Origin of the sequence: Bifidobacterium sp. FKU (assembly GCF_026016385.1) — a bacterium.
Classification (GTDB): domain Bacteria; phylum Actinomycetota; class Actinomycetes; order Actinomycetales; family Bifidobacteriaceae; genus Bifidobacterium; species Bifidobacterium infantis.
This window is the reverse complement of record NZ_CP092888.1, coordinates 2,512,757-2,535,646: the sequence shown is the minus strand read 5'-3', so window position 1 is coordinate 2,535,646 and position 22,890 is coordinate 2,512,757. Positions and strand designations below refer to the sequence as shown.

Sequence of the window (22,890 nt, the reverse complement as noted above, 5' to 3'; positions counted from 1 at the left end):
TAATCATGAATTGTTCGTCACTGCCGGCGGAGCCGACTGAGACAAGGTGGGATAATCTGGTTCCCCTCTTTGAGGGGAGCTTCGGACTGGAGCTCCCCTCAGTCGGCTTCGCCGACAGTAGCTACTTGTTCTCCGCAATCGTCTCGTCCACCAACTTCGGCAGCGCGACGGCGATATCCTCATGAATCAAGCGGCTCGCAAGATGGTCATATTGCGTGTGACCCATATTCATAATGGTGATGGGCACGCCCGCCTGCGCGGCCACCGGCACAATGCTCGCCGCCGGGTATACCTCAAGGGTCGATCCGATTACCCATAGTTCGTCGGCTTTGGTGGCCAGGCTGTACGACTTCTCCATCGCTCCGTCCGGCAGCGCCTCACCGAAATACACCACATCGGTTTTGATAATGCCATTGCATGGCATATCGCCACGATACTTCAGTTTGCGATGGCAATGTGGATCGGGTTCTTCATCCAAACGGGCCATGATGTCCGCCGTGGCATATTCCTGATGGCACTTCATGCAATGCGAGGTGCCGATAGTGCCGTGCAGGTTCACGATGACGTTGTCGCTGTTGCCGGCCTTCTCATGCAGTGCATCGAAGTTCTGCGTGGCCAGCAGCGTCAACATGCCGGCTTGTTCCAGCTTGACCAGCGCCTTATGCGCAGTGCCGGGCTGCGCATTCCATACTGGCGATTCCTTTTGCCAGCGCCAGGAGTACTCGCGGTCCTCTTTGTTGCGCAGGAACAGATCGATGTCGTAAACGCTCATTTGGTCAGGATGCTTGGTCCACACACCGTCCGGACCGCGGAAATCAGGGATGCCGGCGGACGTGGAAATGCCCGCCCCGGTTAATACAGCAATCTTCTTGGTCATAACCACAGGTATACCCGCGATTCATGAACGAAATCCGATGACGGAGCGCTGTCATGTGCCGATTGTGCGCCGGCAGTGTGGTTGCCGAGAGATGAACGCAGGGCCGACTAGCTGAAAACTCTCGCGACACGCCAGCCGCATAGTGGATTTGATGCTTTTCAGAAACATTTGAGGAGTTAACCTAGCCTCATCAGAGCAAAGTGGGCTCTGTGCGACACGCCGAGGGAACCGCGCTATTCCGCCGATTCCTTAGGTTCTTGCGCGCTTCGATTTGCGTGTGTTCGTGTGTTCGTGTAAGTTATTCACCTGTTGCCGCTCGGCGCGGCGGGTTCCTTCCTCTGGTTGGTTTTCCGTCTTGCTGGTGTGGTGGTGGTTTGAGAACTCAAGAGCGTGTTTGTACTACTTCTTTATAGTCAATGATTGCCAGTTCATTCCTCGCCTGATCGCCTGTCGTGGTGGTCGGGTACCCGGGAGGGTTTGATGAGGGGTGAGGTTTTTTGAGGGCGTCCTTCCTTAAGGACGTGCTCGTCAATTTTTGTTTTGAGAGTCATCTGTCGATGTCTCTTCGCATTCTTTTTGTGGAGGGTTCGATTCTGGCTCAGGATGAACGCTGGCGGCGTGCTTAACACATGCAAGTCGAACGGGATCCATCAAGCTTGCTTGGTGGTGAGAGTGGCGAACGGGTGAGTAATGCGTGACCGACCTGCCCCATACACCGGAATAGCTCCTGGAAACGGGTGGTAATGCCGGATGTTCCAGTTGATCGCATGGTCTTCTGGGAAAGCTTTCGCGGTATGGGATGGGGTCGCGTCCTATCAGCTTGACGGCGGGGTAACGGCCCACCGTGGCTTCGACGGGTAGCCGGCCTGAGAGGGCGACCGGCCACATTGGGACTGAGATACGGCCCAGACTCCTACGGGAGGCAGCAGTGGGGAATATTGCACAATGGGCGCAAGCCTGATGCAGCGACGCCGCGTGAGGGATGGAGGCCTTCGGGTTGTAAACCTCTTTTATCGGGGAGCAAGCGTGAGTGAGTTTACCCGTTGAATAAGCACCGGCTAACTACGTGCCAGCAGCCGCGGTAATACGTAGGGTGCAAGCGTTATCCGGAATTATTGGGCGTAAAGGGCTCGTAGGCGGTTCGTCGCGTCCGGTGTGAAAGTCCATCGCTTAACGGTGGATCCGCGCCGGGTACGGGCGGGCTTGAGTGCGGTAGGGGAGACTGGAATTCCCGGTGTAACGGTGGAATGTGTAGATATCGGGAAGAACACCAATGGCGAAGGCAGGTCTCTGGGCCGTTACTGACGCTGAGGAGCGAAAGCGTGGGGAGCGAACAGGATTAGATACCCTGGTAGTCCACGCCGTAAACGGTGGATGCTGGATGTGGGGCCCGTTCCACGGGTTCCGTGTCGGAGCTAACGCGTTAAGCATCCCGCCTGGGGAGTACGGCCGCAAGGCTAAAACTCAAAGAAATTGACGGGGGCCCGCACAAGCGGCGGAGCATGCGGATTAATTCGATGCAACGCGAAGAACCTTACCTGGGCTTGACATGTTCCCGACGATCCCAGAGATGGGGTTTCCCTTCGGGGCGGGTTCACAGGTGGTGCATGGTCGTCGTCAGCTCGTGTCGTGAGATGTTGGGTTAAGTCCCGCAACGAGCGCAACCCTCGCCCCGTGTTGCCAGCGGATTGTGCCGGGAACTCACGGGGGACCGCCGGGGTTAACTCGGAGGAAGGTGGGGATGACGTCAGATCATCATGCCCCTTACGTCCAGGGCTTCACGCATGCTACAATGGCCGGTACAACGGGATGCGACGCGGCGACGCGGAGCGGATCCCTGAAAACCGGTCTCAGTTCGGATCGCAGTCTGCAACTCGACTGCGTGAAGGCGGAGTCGCTAGTAATCGCGAATCAGCAACGTCGCGGTGAATGCGTTCCCGGGCCTTGTACACACCGCCCGTCAAGTCATGAAAGTGGGCAGCACCCGAAGCCGGTGGCCTAACCCCTTGTGGGATGGAGCCGTCTAAGGTGAGGCTCGTGATTGGGACTAAGTCGTAACAAGGTAGCCGTACCGGAAGGTGCGGCTGGATCACCTCCTTTCTACGGAGAATACAGGATGCCGTTCGGCGTCCGGTGCGGACCCTCCCGCGCGATGGTCGCGTGTGGACGGGTTGCTGGTGTGGAAGACGTCGTTGGCTTTGCCCTGCCGGTCGTGCGGTGGGTGCCGGAGTGGTATGGATGCGCTTTTGGGCTCCCGGATCGCCACCCCAGGCTTTTGCCTGGCGCGATTCGATGCCCGTCGCGCCTGCGGGCCGGCCGTGTGCCGGCGTGATGGCGTGGCGGTGCGTGGTGGCTTGAGAACTGGATAGTGGACGCGAGCAAAACAATGGTTTTGAATCTTTGTTTTGCTGTTGATTTCGAATCGAACTCTATTGTTCGTTTCGATCGTTTTGTGATCATTTTTAGTGTGATGATTTGTCGTCTGGGAATTTGCTAGAGGAATCTTGCGGCCATGCACCTTCATGGTGTGTGTTGCTTGCAAGGGCGTATGGTGGATGCCTTGGCAGACAGGACCGATGAAGGACGTTTGAGGCTGCGATAAGCCTCGGGGAGCCGCCTACAGGGCTTTGATCCGAGGATTTCCGAATGGGGGAACCCACCGGCCGTCATGGGTCGGTACCGGCTTCGGCCGGGGGGTACGCAGGGAAGTGAAACATCTCAGTACCTGCAGGAAAGGATATTCCGTGAGTAGTGGCGAGCGAAAGCGGATGATGGCCAAACCTTGCGCGTGTGATACCCGTCGGGGGTTGCGTGTGGGGTGTTGCGGGATCGCGTGCGCCGGCTCCGACGGGCCGGCCGGCAGTTTTAGAAAACCATGTGTCAGGGGAACCGGGTTGAATACCGGGCCGCAGAGGGTGAGGGCCCCGTACCTGAACGCGCATGGTCTGCCGATCGCGTCTCCCAAGTAGCACGGGTCCCGTGGAACCCCGTGCGAATCCGCCCGGACCGTCGGGTAAGCCTGAATATTCCTGTCTGACCGATAGCGAACGAGTACCGTGAGGGAAAGGTGAAAAGTACCCCGGGAGGGGAGTGAAACAGTCTCTGAAACCGTGCGCCTACAATCCGTCGGAGCCTCTTCGTGGGGTGACGGCGTGCCTATCGAAAAATGAGTCTGCGAGTCAGTGGCATGTGGCGAGCATAACCCGTGTGGGGTATGCGTAGCGAAGGCGAGTCTTAAAAGGCGTTTGAGTCGCGTGTCCTGGACCCGAAGCGGGATGATCTAGCCCTGAGCAGGTTGAAGCGCGGGTAAGACCGTGTGGAGGACCGAACCCACCTGGGTTGAAAACCGGGGGGATGACTTGGGGTTAGGGGTGAAAGGCCAATCAAATTCCGTGATAGCTGGTTCTCTCCGAAATGCATTTGGGTGCAGCGTCGGGTCATTGCGTCCCGGGGGTAGAGCTACTGGATGCTTGCGGGCCCGTATCGGGTACCAACAGCAACCAAACTCCGAATACCGGTGACGTGTATCCCGGCAGTGAGTCGGCGGGGGATAAGCTTCGTCGTCGAAAGGGAAACAGCCCAGACCGTCGTCTAAGGTCCCGAAGCGTGTGCTAAGTGGGAAAGGATGTGGAGTCGCATAGACAGCCAGGAGGTTGGCTCAGAAGCAGCCATCCTTGAAAGAGTGCGTAACAGCTCACTGGTCTAGTGGTTCCGCGCCGACAATGTAGCGGGGCTCAAGCACACCACCGAAGACGCGGCAGTATTTTGTACTGGGTAGGAGAGCGTCCCATGAGGGGCGAAGCGGCCGTGTGAACGCGCCGTGGACTTCATGGGAGTGAGAATGCAGACATGAGTAGCGAAAGACGGGTGAAGATCCCGTCCGCTGGATGACCAAGGGTTCCAGGGCCACGTTCATCGTCCCTGGGTGAGTCGGGTCCTAAGGCGAGGCCGACAGGCGTAGTCGAATGGATGAACGGGTCGATATTCCCGTACCGGCTTTCAGCCGCCAGAACCGAGGCTTGGAGTACTAACCTCCGGGTCCGGGCTTGCTTCCCCTTCGGGGGTGGGATGCCTGGGCCTGTTGGGACCGATCCTTGTAGTAGGTCAGCGCAGGAGTGACGCAGAAGGGTAGCCGGCCGCGGAGGTGGTTTTCCGTGGTCAAGCACGCAGCCCGTCCCGTAGGCAAATCCGCGGGGCGTGTGGGCGAGGTGCGATGGTGGGGGCCTTATGGCCCGATATCCGGTGATCCCGGCTGCCGAGAAAAGCTTCGGCGTGAGGCTCGAAGCCGCCCGTACCCCAAACCGACACTGGTGGTCAGGTAGAGAATACCAAAGCGATCGAGCGAATCCTGGTCAAGGAACTCGGCAAATCACTCCCGTTCCTTCGGTTTAAGGGAGACCCCCGATGGTGATCCGCCTCGCGCGGGGAGCTTTTGGGGGTGGCACAGACCAGGGGGTAGCGACTGTTTACCAAAAACACAGGTGCATGCGAAGGCGCAAGCCGCTGTATATGCACTGACGCCTGCCCGGTGCCGGAAGGTTAAGAGGATCCGTCAGCCTTCGGGTGAAGCGGTGAATTCAAGCCCCGGTAAACGGCGGTGGTAACTATAACCATCCTAAGGTAGCGAAATTCCTTGTCGGGTAAGTTCCGACCTGCACGAATGGCGTAACGACTTCCCCACTGTCTCGACCAGGAGCTCGGCGAAATTGCAGTACGAGTAAAGATGCTCGTTAAGCGCAGAAGGACGAAAAGACCCCGGGACCTTTACTATACCTTGGTATTGGCATTCGGTGTGGATTGTGTAGCATAGGCGGGAGGCCGAGAGGCATGGTCGCCAGATCGTGCGGAGCCGCAAGGTGAAATACCGCTCTGTTCGCATTGGATGTCTAACCTCGAACAGTGATCCTGTTCAGGGACAGTGCCTGGCGGGTAGTTTAACTGGGGCGGTTGCCTCCCAAAGAGTAACGGAGGCGCCCAAAGGTCCGCTCAGCCCGGTTGGCAATCGGGTGGCGAGTGCAAGTGCACAAGCGGGCTTGACTGCGAGGACGACGGTCCGAGCAGGGACGAAAGTCGGGACTAGTGATCCGGTGCCGGTGTACGGACGCGGCATCGCTCAACGGATAAAAGGTACCCCGGGGATAACAGGCTGATCATTCCCAAGAGTCCATATCGACGGGATGGTTTGGCACCTCGATGTCGGCTCGTCGCATCCTGGGGCTGGAGCAGGTCCCAAGGGTTCGGCTGTTCGCCGATTAAAGCGGCACGCGAGCTGGGTTCAGAACGTCGTGAGACAGTTTGGTCTCTATCCTCTGCGCTCGTTGGAATGTTGAGGAGGCCTGCCCATAGTACGAGAGGACCTGGGTGGACGAACCTCTGGTATGCCGGTTGTCACGCCAGTGGCACGGCCGGTTGGCTACGTTCGGAAGGGATAACCGCTGAAAGCATCTAAGCGGGAAGCCTGCTCCAAGATAAGCATTCCGTGCAGCCTCGAGCTGCTGTAGTCCCCATGCAGAACACGTGGTCGATAGGCCGGACGTGGAAGCCCCGCGAGGGGTGGAGCCGACCGGTACTAACGGACGAAAGGCAACACTATTATTCCCCGATTCGTTCGGGGACCGCATCATCCTCCTGCAAACCATCCCGTATGGCAATGAGCACGGGAATGGCGCAAGACGAAGCAACATCAACGGCAATCGCGTCCCCTGTCCGGTTCCCGGGCCGCCACAAGGCCGGCAGACCTTGGTGTCTGACCGTATAAGAGAAGATTTGCGGCGGTCATGGCCCAGGTGAGACGCCCGGTCCCATTCCGAACCCGGAAGCTAAGGCCTGGCACGGCGATGGTACTGCACTCGACAGGGTGTGGGAGAGTAGCACGCCGCCGCATCACACGTACAGGAAGCCCCGATACCTTGAAGGTACCGGGGCTTCCCGCATATCCGAAACCAACCCCGACCCAAACCCACACAGGCACCGGGACCTCCCCGCATACCCGGACACAAACAGGACACCCCCGGCACCCACACGGCAACGGAGCCTCCCCATACCCGTGAGACCACGACTGATCTGTGCTGCGATGCATGGATTGAATCGGCGACTCTGAATGTGCTGATGCCATTCAGTCGTTGGTCGTGCCAAGGCAAGCAATACGGCAACTGCATCGCTACCAGGCGGTTGATTGGTGCACGACTGGCGAGCATATAGTAATCCGAACATAATGGTCCTTATTGGTGTACTGGATCAATGATGATTCCGGTAATTGGCGGTGCATCACATGCGCCGTAAGAGGTAATTCGCGACACGCCCATCGACCAAAATTTTCAATCCATTTTTCGACGATATCTAGTTCTAGACTGAAGATATGGACGTGCGAAACGTCGATTTCGACACGCCGAGCGAAGCCTGTCGTTTCAACGATTTGGGCTTATCTTCGTGCGCCCGATTTGCGCGAGTCTGCGAATGCGTGTAAGTTATTTCCTTGCTGCCGCTCAGCGAGTGGTTCCCTTCCTAGGGGGCTGTGAGGTGGGTGAGTGGTGGTGGTTTGAGAACTCAAGAGCGTGTTTGTACTACTTCTTTATAGTCAATGATTGCCAGTTCATTCCTCGCCTGATCGCCTGTCGTGGTGGTCGGGTACCCGGGAGGGTTTGATGAGGGGTGAGGTTTTTTGAGGGCGTCCTTCCTTAAGGACGTGCTCGTCAATTTTTGTTTTGAGAGTCATCTGTCGATGTCTCTTCGCATTCTTTTTGTGGAGGGTTCGATTCTGGCTCAGGATGAACGCTGGCGGCGTGCTTAACACATGCAAGTCGAACGGGATCCATCAAGCTTGCTTGGTGGTGAGAGTGGCGAACGGGTGAGTAATGCGTGACCGACCTGCCCCATACACCGGAATAGCTCCTGGAAACGGGTGGTAATGCCGGATGTTCCAGTTGATCGCATGGTCTTCTGGGAAAGCTTTCGCGGTATGGGATGGGGTCGCGTCCTATCAGCTTGACGGCGGGGTAACGGCCCACCGTGGCTTCGACGGGTAGCCGGCCTGAGAGGGCGACCGGCCACATTGGGACTGAGATACGGCCCAGACTCCTACGGGAGGCAGCAGTGGGGAATATTGCACAATGGGCGCAAGCCTGATGCAGCGACGCCGCGTGAGGGATGGAGGCCTTCGGGTTGTAAACCTCTTTTATCGGGGAGCAAGCGTGAGTGAGTTTACCCGTTGAATAAGCACCGGCTAACTACGTGCCAGCAGCCGCGGTAATACGTAGGGTGCAAGCGTTATCCGGAATTATTGGGCGTAAAGGGCTCGTAGGCGGTTCGTCGCGTCCGGTGTGAAAGTCCATCGCTTAACGGTGGATCCGCGCCGGGTACGGGCGGGCTTGAGTGCGGTAGGGGAGACTGGAATTCCCGGTGTAACGGTGGAATGTGTAGATATCGGGAAGAACACCAATGGCGAAGGCAGGTCTCTGGGCCGTTACTGACGCTGAGGAGCGAAAGCGTGGGGAGCGAACAGGATTAGATACCCTGGTAGTCCACGCCGTAAACGGTGGATGCTGGATGTGGGGCCCGTTCCACGGGTTCCGTGTCGGAGCTAACGCGTTAAGCATCCCGCCTGGGGAGTACGGCCGCAAGGCTAAAACTCAAAGAAATTGACGGGGGCCCGCACAAGCGGCGGAGCATGCGGATTAATTCGATGCAACGCGAAGAACCTTACCTGGGCTTGACATGTTCCCGACGATCCCAGAGATGGGGTTTCCCTTCGGGGCGGGTTCACAGGTGGTGCATGGTCGTCGTCAGCTCGTGTCGTGAGATGTTGGGTTAAGTCCCGCAACGAGCGCAACCCTCGCCCCGTGTTGCCAGCGGATTGTGCCGGGAACTCACGGGGGACCGCCGGGGTTAACTCGGAGGAAGGTGGGGATGACGTCAGATCATCATGCCCCTTACGTCCAGGGCTTCACGCATGCTACAATGGCCGGTACAACGGGATGCGACGCGGCGACGCGGAGCGGATCCCTGAAAACCGGTCTCAGTTCGGATCGCAGTCTGCAACTCGACTGCGTGAAGGCGGAGTCGCTAGTAATCGCGAATCAGCAACGTCGCGGTGAATGCGTTCCCGGGCCTTGTACACACCGCCCGTCAAGTCATGAAAGTGGGCAGCACCCGAAGCCGGTGGCCTAACCCCTTGTGGGATGGAGCCGTCTAAGGTGAGGCTCGTGATTGGGACTAAGTCGTAACAAGGTAGCCGTACCGGAAGGTGCGGCTGGATCACCTCCTTTCTACGGAGAATACAGGATGCCGTTCGGCGTCCGGTGCGGACCCTCCCGCGCGATGGTCGCGTGTGGACGGGTTGCTGGTGTGGAAGACGTCGTTGGCTTTGCCCTGCCGGTCGTGCGGTGGGTGCCGGAGTGGTATGGATGCGCTTTTGGGCTCCCGGATCGCCACCCCAGGCTTTTGCCTGGCGCGATTCGATGCCCGTCGCGCCTGCGGGCCGGCCGTGTGCCGGCGTGATGGCGTGGCGGTGCGTGGTGGCTTGAGAACTGGATAGTGGACGCGAGCAAAACAATGGTTTTGAATCTTTGTTTTGCTGTTGATTTCGAATCGAACTCTATTGTTCGTTTCGATCGTTTTGTGATCATTTTTAGTGTGATGATTTGTCGTCTGGGAATTTGCTAGAGGAATCTTGCGGCCATGCACCTTCATGGTGTGTGTTGCTTGCAAGGGCGTATGGTGGATGCCTTGGCAGACAGGACCGATGAAGGACGTTTGAGGCTGCGATAAGCCTCGGGGAGCCGCCTACAGGGCTTTGATCCGAGGATTTCCGAATGGGGGAACCCACCGGCCGTCATGGGTCGGTACCGGCTTCGGCCGGGGGGTACGCAGGGAAGTGAAACATCTCAGTACCTGCAGGAAAGGATATTCCGTGAGTAGTGGCGAGCGAAAGCGGATGATGGCCAAACCTTGCGCGTGTGATACCCGTCGGGGGTTGCGTGTGGGGTGTTGCGGGATCGCGTGCGCCGGCTCCGACGGGCCGGCCGGCAGTTTTAGAAAACCATGTGTCAGGGGAACCGGGTTGAATACCGGGCCGCAGAGGGTGAGGGCCCCGTACCTGAACGCGCATGGTCTGCCGATCGCGTCTCCCAAGTAGCACGGGTCCCGTGGAACCCCGTGCGAATCCGCCCGGACCGTCGGGTAAGCCTGAATATTCCTGTCTGACCGATAGCGAACGAGTACCGTGAGGGAAAGGTGAAAAGTACCCCGGGAGGGGAGTGAAACAGTCTCTGAAACCGTGCGCCTACAATCCGTCGGAGCCTCTTCGTGGGGTGACGGCGTGCCTATCGAAAAATGAGTCTGCGAGTCAGTGGCATGTGGCGAGCATAACCCGTGTGGGGTATGCGTAGCGAAGGCGAGTCTTAAAAGGCGTTTGAGTCGCGTGTCCTGGACCCGAAGCGGGATGATCTAGCCCTGAGCAGGTTGAAGCGCGGGTAAGACCGTGTGGAGGACCGAACCCACCTGGGTTGAAAACCGGGGGGATGACTTGGGGTTAGGGGTGAAAGGCCAATCAAATTCCGTGATAGCTGGTTCTCTCCGAAATGCATTTGGGTGCAGCGTCGGGTCATTGCGTCCCGGGGGTAGAGCTACTGGATGCTTGCGGGCCCGTATCGGGTACCAACAGCAACCAAACTCCGAATACCGGTGACGTGTATCCCGGCAGTGAGTCGGCGGGGGATAAGCTTCGTCGTCGAAAGGGAAACAGCCCAGACCGTCGTCTAAGGTCCCGAAGCGTGTGCTAAGTGGGAAAGGATGTGGAGTCGCATAGACAGCCAGGAGGTTGGCTCAGAAGCAGCCATCCTTGAAAGAGTGCGTAACAGCTCACTGGTCTAGTGGTTCCGCGCCGACAATGTAGCGGGGCTCAAGCACACCACCGAAGACGCGGCAGTATTTTGTACTGGGTAGGAGAGCGTCCCATGAGGGGCGAAGCGGCCGTGTGAACGCGCCGTGGACTTCATGGGAGTGAGAATGCAGACATGAGTAGCGAAAGACGGGTGAAGATCCCGTCCGCTGGATGACCAAGGGTTCCAGGGCCACGTTCATCGTCCCTGGGTGAGTCGGGTCCTAAGGCGAGGCCGACAGGCGTAGTCGAATGGATGAACGGGTCGATATTCCCGTACCGGCTTTCAGCCGCCAGAACCGAGGCTTGGAGTACTAACCTCCGGGTCCGGGCTTGCTTCCCCTTCGGGGGTGGGATGCCTGGGCCTGTTGGGACCGATCCTTGTAGTAGGTCAGCGCAGGAGTGACGCAGAAGGGTAGCCGGCCGCGGAGGTGGTTTTCCGTGGTCAAGCACGCAGCCCGTCCCGTAGGCAAATCCGCGGGGCGTGTGGGCGAGGTGCGATGGTGGGGGCCTTATGGCCCGATATCCGGTGATCCCGGCTGCCGAGAAAAGCTTCGGCGTGAGGCTCGAAGCCGCCCGTACCCCAAACCGACACTGGTGGTCAGGTAGAGAATACCAAAGCGATCGAGCGAATCCTGGTCAAGGAACTCGGCAAATCACTCCCGTTCCTTCGGTTTAAGGGAGACCCCCGATGGTGATCCGCCTCGCGCGGGGAGCTTTTGGGGGTGGCACAGACCAGGGGGTAGCGACTGTTTACCAAAAACACAGGTGCATGCGAAGGCGCAAGCCGCTGTATATGCACTGACGCCTGCCCGGTGCCGGAAGGTTAAGAGGATCCGTCAGCCTTCGGGTGAAGCGGTGAATTCAAGCCCCGGTAAACGGCGGTGGTAACTATAACCATCCTAAGGTAGCGAAATTCCTTGTCGGGTAAGTTCCGACCTGCACGAATGGCGTAACGACTTCCCCACTGTCTCGACCAGGAGCTCGGCGAAATTGCAGTACGAGTAAAGATGCTCGTTAAGCGCAGAAGGACGAAAAGACCCCGGGACCTTTACTATACCTTGGTATTGGCATTCGGTGTGGATTGTGTAGCATAGGCGGGAGGCCGAGAGGCATGGTCGCCAGATCGTGCGGAGCCGCAAGGTGAAATACCGCTCTGTTCGCATTGGATGTCTAACCTCGAACAGTGATCCTGTTCAGGGACAGTGCCTGGCGGGTAGTTTAACTGGGGCGGTTGCCTCCCAAAGAGTAACGGAGGCGCCCAAAGGTCCGCTCAGCCCGGTTGGCAATCGGGTGGCGAGTGCAAGTGCACAAGCGGGCTTGACTGCGAGGACGACGGTCCGAGCAGGGACGAAAGTCGGGACTAGTGATCCGGTGCCGGTGTACGGACGCGGCATCGCTCAACGGATAAAAGGTACCCCGGGGATAACAGGCTGATCATTCCCAAGAGTCCATATCGACGGGATGGTTTGGCACCTCGATGTCGGCTCGTCGCATCCTGGGGCTGGAGCAGGTCCCAAGGGTTCGGCTGTTCGCCGATTAAAGCGGCACGCGAGCTGGGTTCAGAACGTCGTGAGACAGTTTGGTCTCTATCCTCTGCGCTCGTTGGAATGTTGAGGAGGCCTGCCCATAGTACGAGAGGACCTGGGTGGACGAACCTCTGGTATGCCGGTTGTCACGCCAGTGGCACGGCCGGTTGGCTACGTTCGGAAGGGATAACCGCTGAAAGCATCTAAGCGGGAAGCCTGCTCCAAGATAAGCATTCCGTGCAGCCTCGAGCTGCTGTAGTCCCCATGCAGAACACGTGGTCGATAGGCCGGACGTGGAAGCCCCGCGAGGGGTGGAGCCGACCGGTACTAACGGACGAAAGGCAACACTATTATTCCCCGATTCGTTCGGGGACCGCATCATCCTCCTGCAAACCATCCCGTATGGCAATGAGCACGGGAATGGCGCAAGACGAAGCAACATCAACGGCAATCGCGTCCCCTGTCCGGTTCCCGGGCCGCCACAAGGCCGGCAGACCTTGGTGTCTGACCGTATAAGAGAAGATTTGCGGCGGTCATGGCCCAGGTGAGACGCCCGGTCCCATTCCGAACCCGGAAGCTAAGGCCTGGCACGGCGATGGTACTGCACTCGACAGGGTGTGGGAGAGTAGCACGCCGCCGCATCACACGTACAGGAAGCCCCGATACCTTGAAGGTACCGGGGCTTCCCGCATATCAGGACACTCGCGCGCGTCGGGGGGGTGTATCTCGCGTCCTTGGGCCTCAGCGTCTTGGGCCTCACCCTGGTCCGCCGCGCAGACAGCTCCCCTCCAGAGGAAAGCCAGAAACTGGCTTGGTTATGGGGTCGCTCTACACTGGCTTCTGCTATGCATTACTTCACCCCTAAACGTTGCGCTACGTCGAATAAAATCATGTATCACGATAAGGCACAGGCTCAGCGTGCCGCTGATCAAAGCCTGATCGAGCGCGGAGCCGAGCTATGGGTGTACCGTTGCGAATACTGCGGATGCTGGCACCTCACGCATCGCGATCCACAATCCAGTTACCGGCATGTGCCGCTGAACCAGCAACTCAAACCACACAGTCGTAAAAAGGGCTACAAGCCACGTAGACGTTAGCGTCAGAAGCTCCACAGGCCTCGCCAACGCCGTGTCTGAGACAGGTTACGGTCCAAACACGCCAGGTCGTAGGCTGCTAAGCGTTCAGGGCGCTCGGACACACTCCGTCCAGCACTTACATCACCTTGGTGCTTTCCAGATTGCGGATGATCCAATCGTTCAGGCGGATCACCGGCTTGCGCAGCATAAGCCCCAGAAGCAGCGAAGGAACAAGGAACAACGCGAGTTTGCCCATGGAAACCCAATACTCCATGCCGAACGAGCCGGCCATGGCCGAGTGCATCGCGTCCACCGCATAGGGGAACAGCAGCCATTTGGAAACGGCCTGGAAGAACGGGGGCAACGTCTCGATGGGGAACGTGCCACCGGAGCCGGCCACCTGCATCACCAGCAGCACCACGGCGATGGCTTTGCCGATATCGCCGAACGACAGGGCCAACGTGTACACGATGTTCGAGAACACCAGCGCGGTCAGCCAGCCGACCATCATGAACCGGATCGGGTGCTCGCACTGCACGCCGAGGTAGAACATGTCGCCGAGGCACACCAGCGTGCCCTGCAGCAAAGCAAGGAAACCGAAAATCATGTATCGGCCGAAATATTCGTGGTGCAAGCGTAAACCGAACTGCCGCGCATTGCCGGAAGACTCGGCACGCGGCTTCTTCAGCACATCCAACGCGGCGGCCGGTCCGGCAATCCGCCCGGCAATCATGGCCTCGCGAAGACCCACTCCCGAACCGAGCGGCAGATCATTGCCCAATCCTAAGATACGAGCCTTCTCATGGTCGGAAATCGATACTTTCAACATGGCGACCAGAATGATCGCACCGACCCAAATAGACAAAATCGTGTAGAACGGAGCCATCGCGGAACCATAGTTGGCAACGGGATAGAGCGCGATGCGGTCGACCGCTACGGGTGCCGCCAGCATGGAAGCAATGGCATCGGGCTTCGCAGAGGAAATCACAGACAGGTCGTTGGTGCCGCCACTGGTGATAGAGGCGAGTTGGGAAGACAAGTTGTCGAGTTTCTTCGCCGAACGGGTCAAAGCGTTAGCTGCGTCAGTCAAGGCCGACTGGATGTCCGTCAGGCTGTCTGAAACGCCGCCAGAAAGACCTGACACGCTGCTGACGGTCGACGCAAGCCCGTCGATTACGGAACTTGCCTGCGTGGCCACTTCGTCCATGGACGAGGTCAGATTGTTCAGTTGCGGTTTCAGCGTGCTCTTGTACGTGTCTGAAGCCTGAGTAATCGATTGTTTGGCGGCGGCGATTTGTGATTTCAGATCTCGACGCGCTGTATCGGCATCGGCAGTGCCGTTTGCTATGTGCGTGGCCGCATCGCCCAACGCGGTGGCGGCTTGCTGCATGCTCTGCTGCGCCTTTGTGGCTTGGTCTGCAGCCGCGTTCAGTTGAGCGGCAACGGTATCTCCGCCCACGGGCAGTGAAGCCGCTTGTTTGGCGAGATCTCGTAAAGCGGCGGCATACTTTCCAAAGCTGTCGGCCTGAGCCTCCACTTTGGATTGCATATCGGTTAGCTTGTTTGATATCTGTGAGGATTGTGAGCCCACATCGGCAAAAGCGGCATCGATTTGCTTGGCAATGGTGTCGTAGGATGAACCGGCCTGCTGCAATGCCGTACCGACGCCATCGGTGGCTCCGGACAATGCCTTGTCAAGGCTGGAGACGCCGTTGCGGGTCTGTTTCAACGCCTTTTTGGTTGTGTCCGCAGCTGAGCCTGTTGACCCCAGCAGCTTATCGGTGGAATCAATGATGCTGTTGGCGGCCCCGAGCAGATTGGCATAGGAATCCATCTGCGACGCAGTGCCGGTCGAACGAGACGACATGGTAGCAATATGACTGGTGGCGTTGTTGACGTACTGCTCCATTTGCGGGCTTTGCGCGTAATCGGCCACGTTGGAAACCAAATCCAGCGCCACGCTCGCCAAGGTCTTCACGAATGTCTGGTCGATGGTCGTGGCCACGGTGGTAGCACCCTGGTCGGTGATATGCGGAGCGATTGGATTGATTTTCTCATTGAGATAGTATTCGAGCTTGGCGTGCTTGATCTTCGGTGAAAACAGCGTCATCATATCGGAGCTGAAGCTCTTTGGAATAATCAGCGCGGCATAGTATTCGCCTGAGTTCACGCCATCGATGGCCTTAGCACGATCCACAAACTGCCAGTCAAGGTCATGATTGGCCCTGAGCGTATTGGTCACGGTTTCGCCGACGTTGATGGTGATCGGCATCAGATCGGACTTATAGCCCTTATCCACGTTTGCCACGGCGACCTTCAAGGCCTTGGTGTTGCCGTACGGGTCCCAGCTGGCGGCGATGTTGTACCAGGCGTACAGTGCCGGCACAATCACCAATCCCATAGCCACGATTACGGCGATCACATTGCGGGTGGCTTGGCGCACGTCACGTACGAATATTTTCCAGATAAGCTTCATCGTGCGCCTCCTTGCCCAGACTGCCCGGACTGACCGGGTTGCTCAGGCTGCCCAGATTGACCGGACTGCTCGGACTGTGCGGTGTGCGCAGTCGGCTCGGCGGCCTGATCGCCGAACAGTGTGAGTCGTTCAGTGGTTTCGCCGATATCCGGATCGCTGTCCATCGCCGCTTCGTGACGTCCGTGGCCGTGGAAACGCCGCCACACATATCCGTTGAGCATCACATTGCGGAACTCGTCGGCACTCATGGCGCTGACGCCAAGCTGCACGGCGTAGGTTTCGCGTGCGTATTCAACCACAATGAGATAGGCGTCGATAAGAATAATCGACAGAATCCAGGAGGTCAGCATGGCGATTTTCTCTTGGGTGACGAACAGCAGCACCAGGAATACGAACGGGAGTACGGTCAGCAATGCCAGGCCGGCAACGATCATCTTTGGGTACCGTGCGAAGAACCGGTGCGCGCGATGGGCGATGATATCGCGCAGTTCCTTGCTGTCGGACACCGTGCGGAATACGGAGTTCAAGCTCACCTGTTCGTTCACCATGCTGTTGTGCTCGGTGATCATCAGGTCGGTATCTCCCAAACGACGGTCGAACAGCGCGTTCAGGTTCATCGCATACCGGCGTACGACAAGTCCCACGAAAAGCGCCGCCGGCAGATACCAGAACAGGTGCAGCATGTCGAGCCAGTAATGGTTCGCGTACAGGCCGGCGATCGGGCCGCGCATCGCGTTGATGCCGTAGGTAAAGGGCAGCCACGGGTGCAGTTCGCGGAAGAAGTTCGGCATCATTTCAATCGGATACAGGCCGGAGGCACCGGGTATCTGCACAATGACCAGAATTACGGCGATGGCTTTGCCGATATGGCGGAATGCCACGGCCAGTGCATAAATAATGTTGATGTAGACGAACGAACAGAAGATTCCGGCCAAGATGAACAGCAGCGGATGCTCGCATTGGATGCCGAGCACCAAATCGCCGATGGTGGCGATGACGGCTTGCAGGAATCCGATGGTGACCAGCAGCAGCCAGCGGCCAAGATATGCTTGCGTAGCGGTGATACGGCGAATGCCCTTGCGGTCGACCTCAAGCTTGTAGATGGCAATCAGCACGAAACCGCCTACCCACAGTGCCAGATTCGTGTAGAACGGGGTGACTGCGGACCCGTAATTGTCGATGGCGTACACGACTTTCGTGGTCAGAGCGACGGGATTGCCCATGAACTCGCCGAATCCCTTGTCATCCAGATGCAGCGTATCCCGGATTTTCTGGTAAGCGGCGGAACTATCGAGCGTGGCGATATCGGTGCGTACGGTGGCGACATCGCTGGCCACCTGGCGCAGCGAATCCTGCGTGCTGCTGATGGTGGTTTTCGTTTGGTTCAGGGTATCGACAAGCTGGTCGAACAGCCCGTCGGCCTGATCCAAGGTGCCGGACAACGAAGTCAACGTGCCATCCAGCGTGCCGTTCAGGGCGGCGAAACTGTTCAATGATGAGGTGAGCGATGGCATCACGGTGCCGGTCAGCGAGCCGCGCGCGGTATTCAGCGCCGCGATGCCGCCGGTGGTGGTGTTGGTCATGGCTCCGGAAAGATTCGTGGTGGCGTCTTTGCCGGAGTTGATGAACTGTGTGGTGTCGGTATGGAAGGTGTTGAGCTGTGTCTGCTGTGTGCTGATCAATGAGTCGAGCGCATCGATTTGTTTCCAGATGTTCTGGCCGACCGGGTCGGTGGTGTCTTTGCCGATGCCGGCTTTGGTCAGTGCGTTTTTCAGATCGCTGATTGACGTTTGGGTGGCGTTCAGTGGAGCCGAAAGTGTGTTGGTGATGGTGTCGACGGAGTTCTGCGCGCTGTTGAAGGAGCCGGTGATGCTGCCGGCGGCGTTGTTGACGTGAACGGCCAGTCCGGAGAGTTGCGCTGAACTGGTGTCGAGCGCGCCGACCAGTGTGGTGGAGAAGGCTTGTGACCCGGCCTGTGTTTCCGCCAACAGTGTGCCGGACTGGCGGGAGGCCTTCTGAGCGGCCGCGACGGTCTGCTTGAGTGAGGCGGTGGTCTGTTTGGCGTCGGCGAGAATCGTGTCTGACTGGGCCAGCGTGTCCTGTAAGTCGGTGAGTGAATCCTGAACGGTGTTCAGCGTGGACATCACCGTATTGAGATCATCGATCGTATCGTGCTGGACTTTGCCGGTGACTTGGTCGAGATCGTCTCCCGCTTCGGAAACGGCCGAGGCAACGGTGGTGGCTACCGTGGTGACGAAGGCGGAGTTGATCTGCTCATCGATGGTGGTGGCACCGGTGTCGGTGATTTTCGGCGCGATCGCGTTCTTCTTCTCATTGACGTAATACTTGATTTTCGGCTGTTTGGAGGTTCCGGTCACCGATTCGACCAAGCTGGCGCTGAAATCCTTGGGCAGCACGATGGCTGCATAGTATTCGCCGGTCTCCACGCCGTGTACGGCCTGTTCCTCATTGTCTACGAAGCGCCAGCCGAGTTCGTCGTTCTGCTTGAGTTTCTTGACGACCTGCCGGCCCGCATCGAGATGGCCGACCAGATCGTTGGTGGTGCCTTGGTCTTCATTGGCTACGGCCACTTGCAGATTGCCGGTGGCTGAATAGGGATCCCAGTTGGCGAGAATATTGAACCATGCGTACAGCGAGGGCAGTATTGCTACGCCGAGCGTCACCACAACGGCAACGGGATTGCGTAAGATACGTCTGCAATCGCGCAGAAAGACTTGCCAAACTGTCCGCATCCAGTCCCTCTTTTCCGGTTCGTAGTCATTGCAGCCACATGCAGTCTATTCCCACCACTGGTGCGGATACTGCTGGTTTGGCGGGTTTTCTTGCAAAACTGACCCTTGATTGTCCGCATAATGGGACTGATATGTGGACGCTCATTGATAGTGCGACACCGGCGGGATGGTTGTGCAATTTTGCCGGTATCCGGTGATGAAATGTTGAGGTGTTGGGACTGAGTCGTCGCAGTGCTGAGACTGAGACGACTCAGTGACGAGCCCATCCGAGCCTATCTCGTTGGTCCTGGTCTCACTAAACCAGACGGAAGCCCTGAGCGGCGGCCTTGTCGAGCAGCGTCTGATGGCTGACATCCTGCCGACTGATTGTGACGACCTGATCGCTGAAGGCGTCCACCGGACGGTCGGCTTGGCGCAGATCGTAGTACCGGTGAACTTCTTCGTCGAAGGCGGGCAGCTGGTCGAGTACTCCATCGGCGTCAGCCGGGTAGGTGTTCTCGAAGAACTGCATCGTGCGCGGCATGCGCGGCTTGACGGTCGGGTTCTGATCAGGCTTGCCGATGGCCAGACCCAGCACCGGATACGTGTATTCCGGCAGATTCAGCACGTCGATAAGGCCGGGGATGTTGTTGAGTAGAGAGCCGAGAATCACGCAGCCCAGTCCCAGCGAATAGGCGGCGGTCTCCATGGCGTGCAGGGCCAGCACTGCGTCGTTCTGAGCTTGGGTAAAGCGATAACTGTACTTGAGATGGAATTCGTCGGAAGCGGGATCGATGCCCTTGCGTTCGGCGATGCGCGCGTTGCGGTGCTCGTCGATGACGAACACGTACAGCAGCGGCGCAGTGGCAATATACGGCTGATGGCCGAATTCGGCGAGCTTGGCTTTGATGACCGGATCGGTGATGCGGATGGCGGACCAGTCGTTAAGGAACTGGCTGGACGCGGCATGCTGGGCGACGGTTTCGAGCGTGGCGCGGGTATCGTCGTCGATGGCCTCGTCCTTGAACTTACGGATGGAGCGGCGGCCCAGAAGAGCCTCGATTGTTGCGTTGGTAACCATGGCTTTATTGTCGCACGGCAGACGCCGGACGCCACGGTGAATTACCTCACAGTGAAATGCCGATATTGTGTGGCGGAACTGTGCTGGACTGATGGTTCCTGTCGATTGGCTGATGGTTCCTTGACGAAATTCCAGCGATGAGCCATCAGTCAACCAACAGAAACCATCATCCAACCGGGGGATTAGCGGCTGGGCTTGCGATGGCGGTGGTCGACGAACGCCTTGGAGCCCCGATCCGACAGCTGCGAAACCACTGCGCCGAGTGCGGCCGAAACGGCGGCGAATGCCAGACTCATTGCCAGACCTTGCGGCGCGTCTGCCGCCAGTCCCTTGCGCAGATTGCGTTTGCTCGTGCCCTTGTCCCATATCATCTGGAATACTTTACCGGCAACCAAGCCTGCCAGCGCTGGGGCTGCCGACTTGATGAGCTTGTCGCCCAGAGAATCAGGGTCGTTGAGTCGGTCCTCGCGCAACTTATTGACCTTCTCGTCGATGCGGTGCAGGCTGTCGACCGCGCGGTCGGCGCTGGAGGGGAAGTCGGTGTTCGTTTCGTCGCTCATGACTCTCAGTCTAATAGCATCTCAATCATCTCAGCGCAAAAGATGGGCGTTAATGGTGGAGTCATGAACGAGCGCAGACTAGAGTGGAGGCATGAGCGAACAGAACGTGAACGGCACCGTTGCCGTCGAGAACTCTCGTGGCGGCAACGGATTTTTGGTGTTGCTGCGCCACGGCCAGACCGTGTGGAGCGAATCCGGGCAGCATACCGGGCGCACGAACATCCCGTTGACCGCGGTCGGCGAGCAGCAGGCAGCAGATGCCGGAAGGCGCCTGCGCGAAGCTTTCCCCGAAGGATTCAGCCAGGGCTGTGTGTTTTCCAGTCCGCTGAAGCGGGCGTGCCAAACCGCTGAATTGGCTGGTTTTGCGGACCATGGTGTGTTGGACGGCATCGCTGAATGGGATTACGGCCGAGCCGAGGGGCGTACGCGCCAGCAGGTGAGTGAGGCCAGCGGTTTTGAATGGGATGTGTGGCGTGACGGGCCGCGATCGCTGACGCCCACGCTGGAGGGCGATTGGGTCGAGACCTTGCCTTCGGGCGAGCAGGTGCCGGTTCATGCCGGGCCTGGCGAGACGCTGGAAGAAGCAGCGGCACGCGCCAAGAGCGCCATCGATGAGATTACGCCGCTTCTGAAAGACGGCCATAATGTGCTGTTGGTGGCTCATGCGCACATCCTGCGCATCCTCACCTCGCAATGGCTGGGCGTGGACCCGCATTTCGCGCGGTTGCTGCGTTTGGATACGGCGCACTACTCGGTGCTCAGCGTCTATAAGGGAGATAACGTCATCGAACGGTGGAACGCCTAGCCCCGGTTGCGCTGTGATTACGCTGGCCTGCCCGCTACTGCGGGCGGGCCTTTATTGTTTGTGGTGGGAATTGCGGTATGTCGATAAATGATTTGCAAACGATAGCGTCGGCGTGTTGTTTTTGATGGGTATAAGTGGCAATCGATTGCCATGAAAGATATGTTAGCGCTCTCATGATTGCGAACGCTTGCATTGCGATAATGAGGCAAAAAGGCTGAAGTAATAGAATATCTGTTGACAATGGCCTGAAAATGATGATTTATGACGCGCCACTATTGCTATCGTTTGCAAAAAGAAGCAAACCGTTGCATAATAGTGCATGTCGATAGTCGTAAAGGTGCGTGCTAGCGTACCTGTCCCGACCGGGGACGGCCGGGATCGACGATGAAAGAGAAAGGTTCGATGATGAATCGTACAGTCAAGTCAGCAGTCGCGATGGCGGCTGTCGCTGCGATGTCCCTCGGCACTTTGGCGGCCTGCGGAAGCTCGACCTCCGGCGATGACGCCAAGGGCAAGGTCTACTACCTGAACTTCAAGCCGGAAGCGGCTGACCAGTGGACTGCTCTGGCCAAGGAATACGCCAAGGAAAAGGGCGTTGAGGTCAAGGTGCAGACCGCGGCCTCCGGTACCTACGAGCAGACCCTGAAGTCCGAAATCGCCAAAACCGACGCCCCGACCTTGTTCCAGGTCAACGGCCCGGTCGGCTACCAGAACTGGAAGAAGTACACCGCCGACATGTCCAATACGGATGTGTACAAGGAGCTCGCCAACCAGGATGTGGCCCTGAAGGATGGCGACAAGGTGGTCGGCGTGCCGTATGTGATGGAAACCTACGGCCTGATCTACAACAAGGACATCCTCAACAAGTACTTCGCGCTGGATGGCGCCAAGGCCACGTCCATGGACGAAATCGACAACTTCGACACCCTGAAGGCCGTGGCCGACGACATGCAGGCCCGCAAGGACGAGCTCGGCATCAAGGGCGCGTTCACCTCCGCCGGCTTCGACTCCAGCTCCGACTGGCGCTTCAAGACCCACCTGGCCAATCTGCCGCTTTACTACGAGTTCAAGGATGGCAACGTCACCGAGCAGCCGGCCAAGATCAAGGGCACCTACCTGCCGAACTACAAGAAGATCTTCGACCTGTACATCACCGACTCCACCACCGAACCCACCCAGCTGAGCGCCAAGACCGGAGATGATGCGAACTCCGAGTTCGCGCTCGGCGAGGCCGCCTTCTACCAGAACGGCACCTGGGCCTGGACCGACCTGCAGAAGGCCGGCATGACCGCCGATCAGGTAGGCATGATGCCGATCTACATCGGCGTCAAGGGCGAGGAGAAGCAGGGTCTGACCACCGGTTCCGAGAACTACTGGTGTATCAATGACAAGGCCTCCGACGCCGACAAGAAGGCCACCGAGGACTTCCTCAAGTGGGTGATCACCTCGGATACCGGCAAGAAGGCCCTCTCTCAGGACATGGGCTTCACCACCCCGTTCAAGACCTTCGATGACGTCAAAAGCGACAACCCGCTGACCGAGGCCGCCGTGGAAGACCAGGAGTCCGGCAAGACCCAGGTTTCTTGGAACTTCACCATGATGCCGTCCGAGGAATGGAAGAACAAGGTCGGCCAGGCGCTGCTCGAGTACGCGCAGGGCACCGGCAAGTGGGATGCCGTCAAGACCGCCTTCGTGGACGGTTGGGCTTCCGAATACGAGGCCTCGCACTGAGTCTCATAGAGTCCCATAGCCGATAAGTGACAATCCGCGGCGCCCCTGCCTTTCCTTCTCCAGGGGCGCCGCTTTGTATTGCTGAGTCTTGCACAAAATCGGCCGCCGCAGAAAAAGTGTGAGGCACACACCCGGCCAATCGCACA

General features: G+C 58.3%; 8 protein-coding genes and 6 rRNA genes. 9 read left to right on the top strand and 5 right to left on the bottom strand.

Annotated elements, in window-relative coordinates:
- Window positions 1-121: 121 nt before the first annotated feature.
- Window positions 122-877 carry an SIR2 family NAD-dependent protein deacylase gene (locus tag MMB48_RS11275; protein ID WP_007051834.1) on the bottom strand — a complete coding sequence of 252 codons (756 nt, stop codon included), beginning with the start codon at window positions 875-877 and terminating at the stop codon, window positions 122-124.
- 575 nt (window positions 878-1,452) lie between these two features.
- On the opposite strand from MMB48_RS11275, the gene MMB48_RS11270 reads away from it, so the two are divergent.
- The 7 genes from MMB48_RS11270 to MMB48_RS11240 all read left to right on the top strand — a co-directional run bounded on the left by MMB48_RS11270 (window position 1,453) and on the right by MMB48_RS11240 (window position 13,380).
- Window positions 1,453-2,977 (top strand): 16S ribosomal RNA (locus MMB48_RS11270).
- Window positions 2,978-3,405: 428 nt separating this feature from the next.
- Window positions 3,406-6,470: ribosomal RNA gene (locus MMB48_RS11265) — 23S ribosomal RNA — on the top strand.
- A gap of 174 nt (window positions 6,471-6,644) precedes the next feature.
- A 5S ribosomal RNA gene (gene rrf / locus MMB48_RS11260) occupies window positions 6,645-6,761 on the top strand.
- Between the two features lie 855 nt (window positions 6,762-7,616).
- Window positions 7,617-9,141, top strand: a 16S ribosomal RNA gene (locus MMB48_RS11255).
- Between the two features lie 428 nt (window positions 9,142-9,569).
- Window positions 9,570-12,634, top strand: a 23S ribosomal RNA gene (locus MMB48_RS11250).
- A 174-nt stretch (window positions 12,635-12,808) separates the two neighbouring features.
- Window positions 12,809-12,925, top strand: a 5S ribosomal RNA gene (gene rrf / locus MMB48_RS11245).
- The 16S, 23S and 5S rRNA genes sit together here, the layout of an rRNA operon.
- A 203-nt stretch (window positions 12,926-13,128) precedes the next feature.
- Window positions 13,129-13,380: a hypothetical protein gene (locus MMB48_RS11240; protein ID WP_032684148.1), complete on the top strand. Its 252-nt coding sequence runs from the start codon at window positions 13,129-13,131 to the stop codon at window positions 13,378-13,380.
- A 115-nt stretch (window positions 13,381-13,495) separates the two neighbouring features.
- Here MMB48_RS11240 and MMB48_RS11235 read toward each other — a convergent pair whose 3' ends face one another.
- The 4 genes from MMB48_RS11235 to MMB48_RS11220 all read right to left on the bottom strand — a co-directional run bounded on the left by MMB48_RS11235 (window position 13,496) and on the right by MMB48_RS11220 (window position 20,208).
- Window positions 13,496-15,835, bottom strand: coding sequence for a YhgE/Pip domain-containing protein (locus MMB48_RS11235; protein ID WP_032743810.1), 2,340 nt, complete (start codon window positions 15,833-15,835; stop codon window positions 13,496-13,498).
- Window positions 15,832-18,588 (bottom strand): YhgE/Pip domain-containing protein, encoded by a 2,757-nt coding sequence (locus tag MMB48_RS11230; protein WP_080714718.1) that lies wholly within the window; start codon window positions 18,586-18,588, stop codon window positions 15,832-15,834. The genes MMB48_RS11235 and MMB48_RS11230 overlap by 4 nt, the downstream gene beginning before the upstream one ends.
- A 295-nt stretch (window positions 18,589-18,883) precedes the next feature.
- The gene (locus MMB48_RS11225; RefSeq protein ID WP_032743811.1) at window positions 18,884-19,648 is read right to left on the bottom strand and encodes a nitroreductase family protein; all 765 of its coding nucleotides are present in this window, start codon (window positions 19,646-19,648) and stop codon (window positions 18,884-18,886) included.
- A 182-nt stretch (window positions 19,649-19,830) separates the two neighbouring features.
- Window positions 19,831-20,208 carry a DUF4235 domain-containing protein gene (locus MMB48_RS11220; RefSeq protein ID WP_032743812.1) on the bottom strand — a complete coding sequence of 126 codons (378 nt, stop codon included), beginning with the start codon at window positions 20,206-20,208 and terminating at the stop codon, window positions 19,831-19,833.
- A 91-nt stretch (window positions 20,209-20,299) separates the two neighbouring features.
- Between MMB48_RS11220 and MMB48_RS11215 the strand changes: the two genes are divergently transcribed.
- Together MMB48_RS11215 and MMB48_RS11210 are read left to right on the top strand one after the other, a co-directional pair.
- Entirely contained in the window at window positions 20,300-21,013 is a 714-nt protein-coding gene (locus MMB48_RS11215; RefSeq protein ID WP_010081321.1) for a histidine phosphatase family protein, read from the top strand.
- Between the two features lie 384 nt (window positions 21,014-21,397).
- On the top strand, window positions 21,398-22,744 hold the full coding sequence (locus MMB48_RS11210; RefSeq protein WP_032743813.1) for an ABC transporter substrate-binding protein: 1,347 nt from the start codon (window positions 21,398-21,400) through the stop codon (window positions 22,742-22,744).
- Window positions 22,745-22,890: the final 146 nt, after the last annotated feature.

Excerpts from the sequence above, each read along its gene's own strand:
- MMB48_RS11220 (WP_032743812.1), bottom strand. The coding sequence starts at position 20,208 with ATGAGCGACGAAACGAACACCGACTTCCCCTCCAGCGCCGACCGCGCG.
- MMB48_RS11235 (WP_032743810.1), bottom strand. The coding sequence starts at position 15,835 with ATGAAGCTTATCTGGAAAATATTCGTACGTGACGTGCGCCAAGCCACC.
- MMB48_RS11240 (WP_032684148.1), top strand. The coding sequence starts at position 13,129 with ATGCATTACTTCACCCCTAAACGTTGCGCTACGTCGAATAAAATCATG.
- MMB48_RS11230 (WP_080714718.1), bottom strand. The coding sequence starts at position 18,588 with ATGCGGACAGTTTGGCAAGTCTTTCTGCGCGATTGCAGACGTATCTTA.
- MMB48_RS11210 (WP_032743813.1), top strand. The coding sequence starts at position 21,398 with ATGAAAGAGAAAGGTTCGATGATGAATCGTACAGTCAAGTCAGCAGTC.
- MMB48_RS11215 (WP_010081321.1), top strand. The coding sequence starts at position 20,300 with ATGAGCGAACAGAACGTGAACGGCACCGTTGCCGTCGAGAACTCTCGT.
- MMB48_RS11225 (WP_032743811.1), bottom strand. The coding sequence starts at position 19,648 with ATGGTTACCAACGCAACAATCGAGGCTCTTCTGGGCCGCCGCTCCATC.
- MMB48_RS11275 (WP_007051834.1), bottom strand. The coding sequence starts at position 877 with ATGACCAAGAAGATTGCTGTATTAACCGGGGCGGGCATTTCCACGTCC.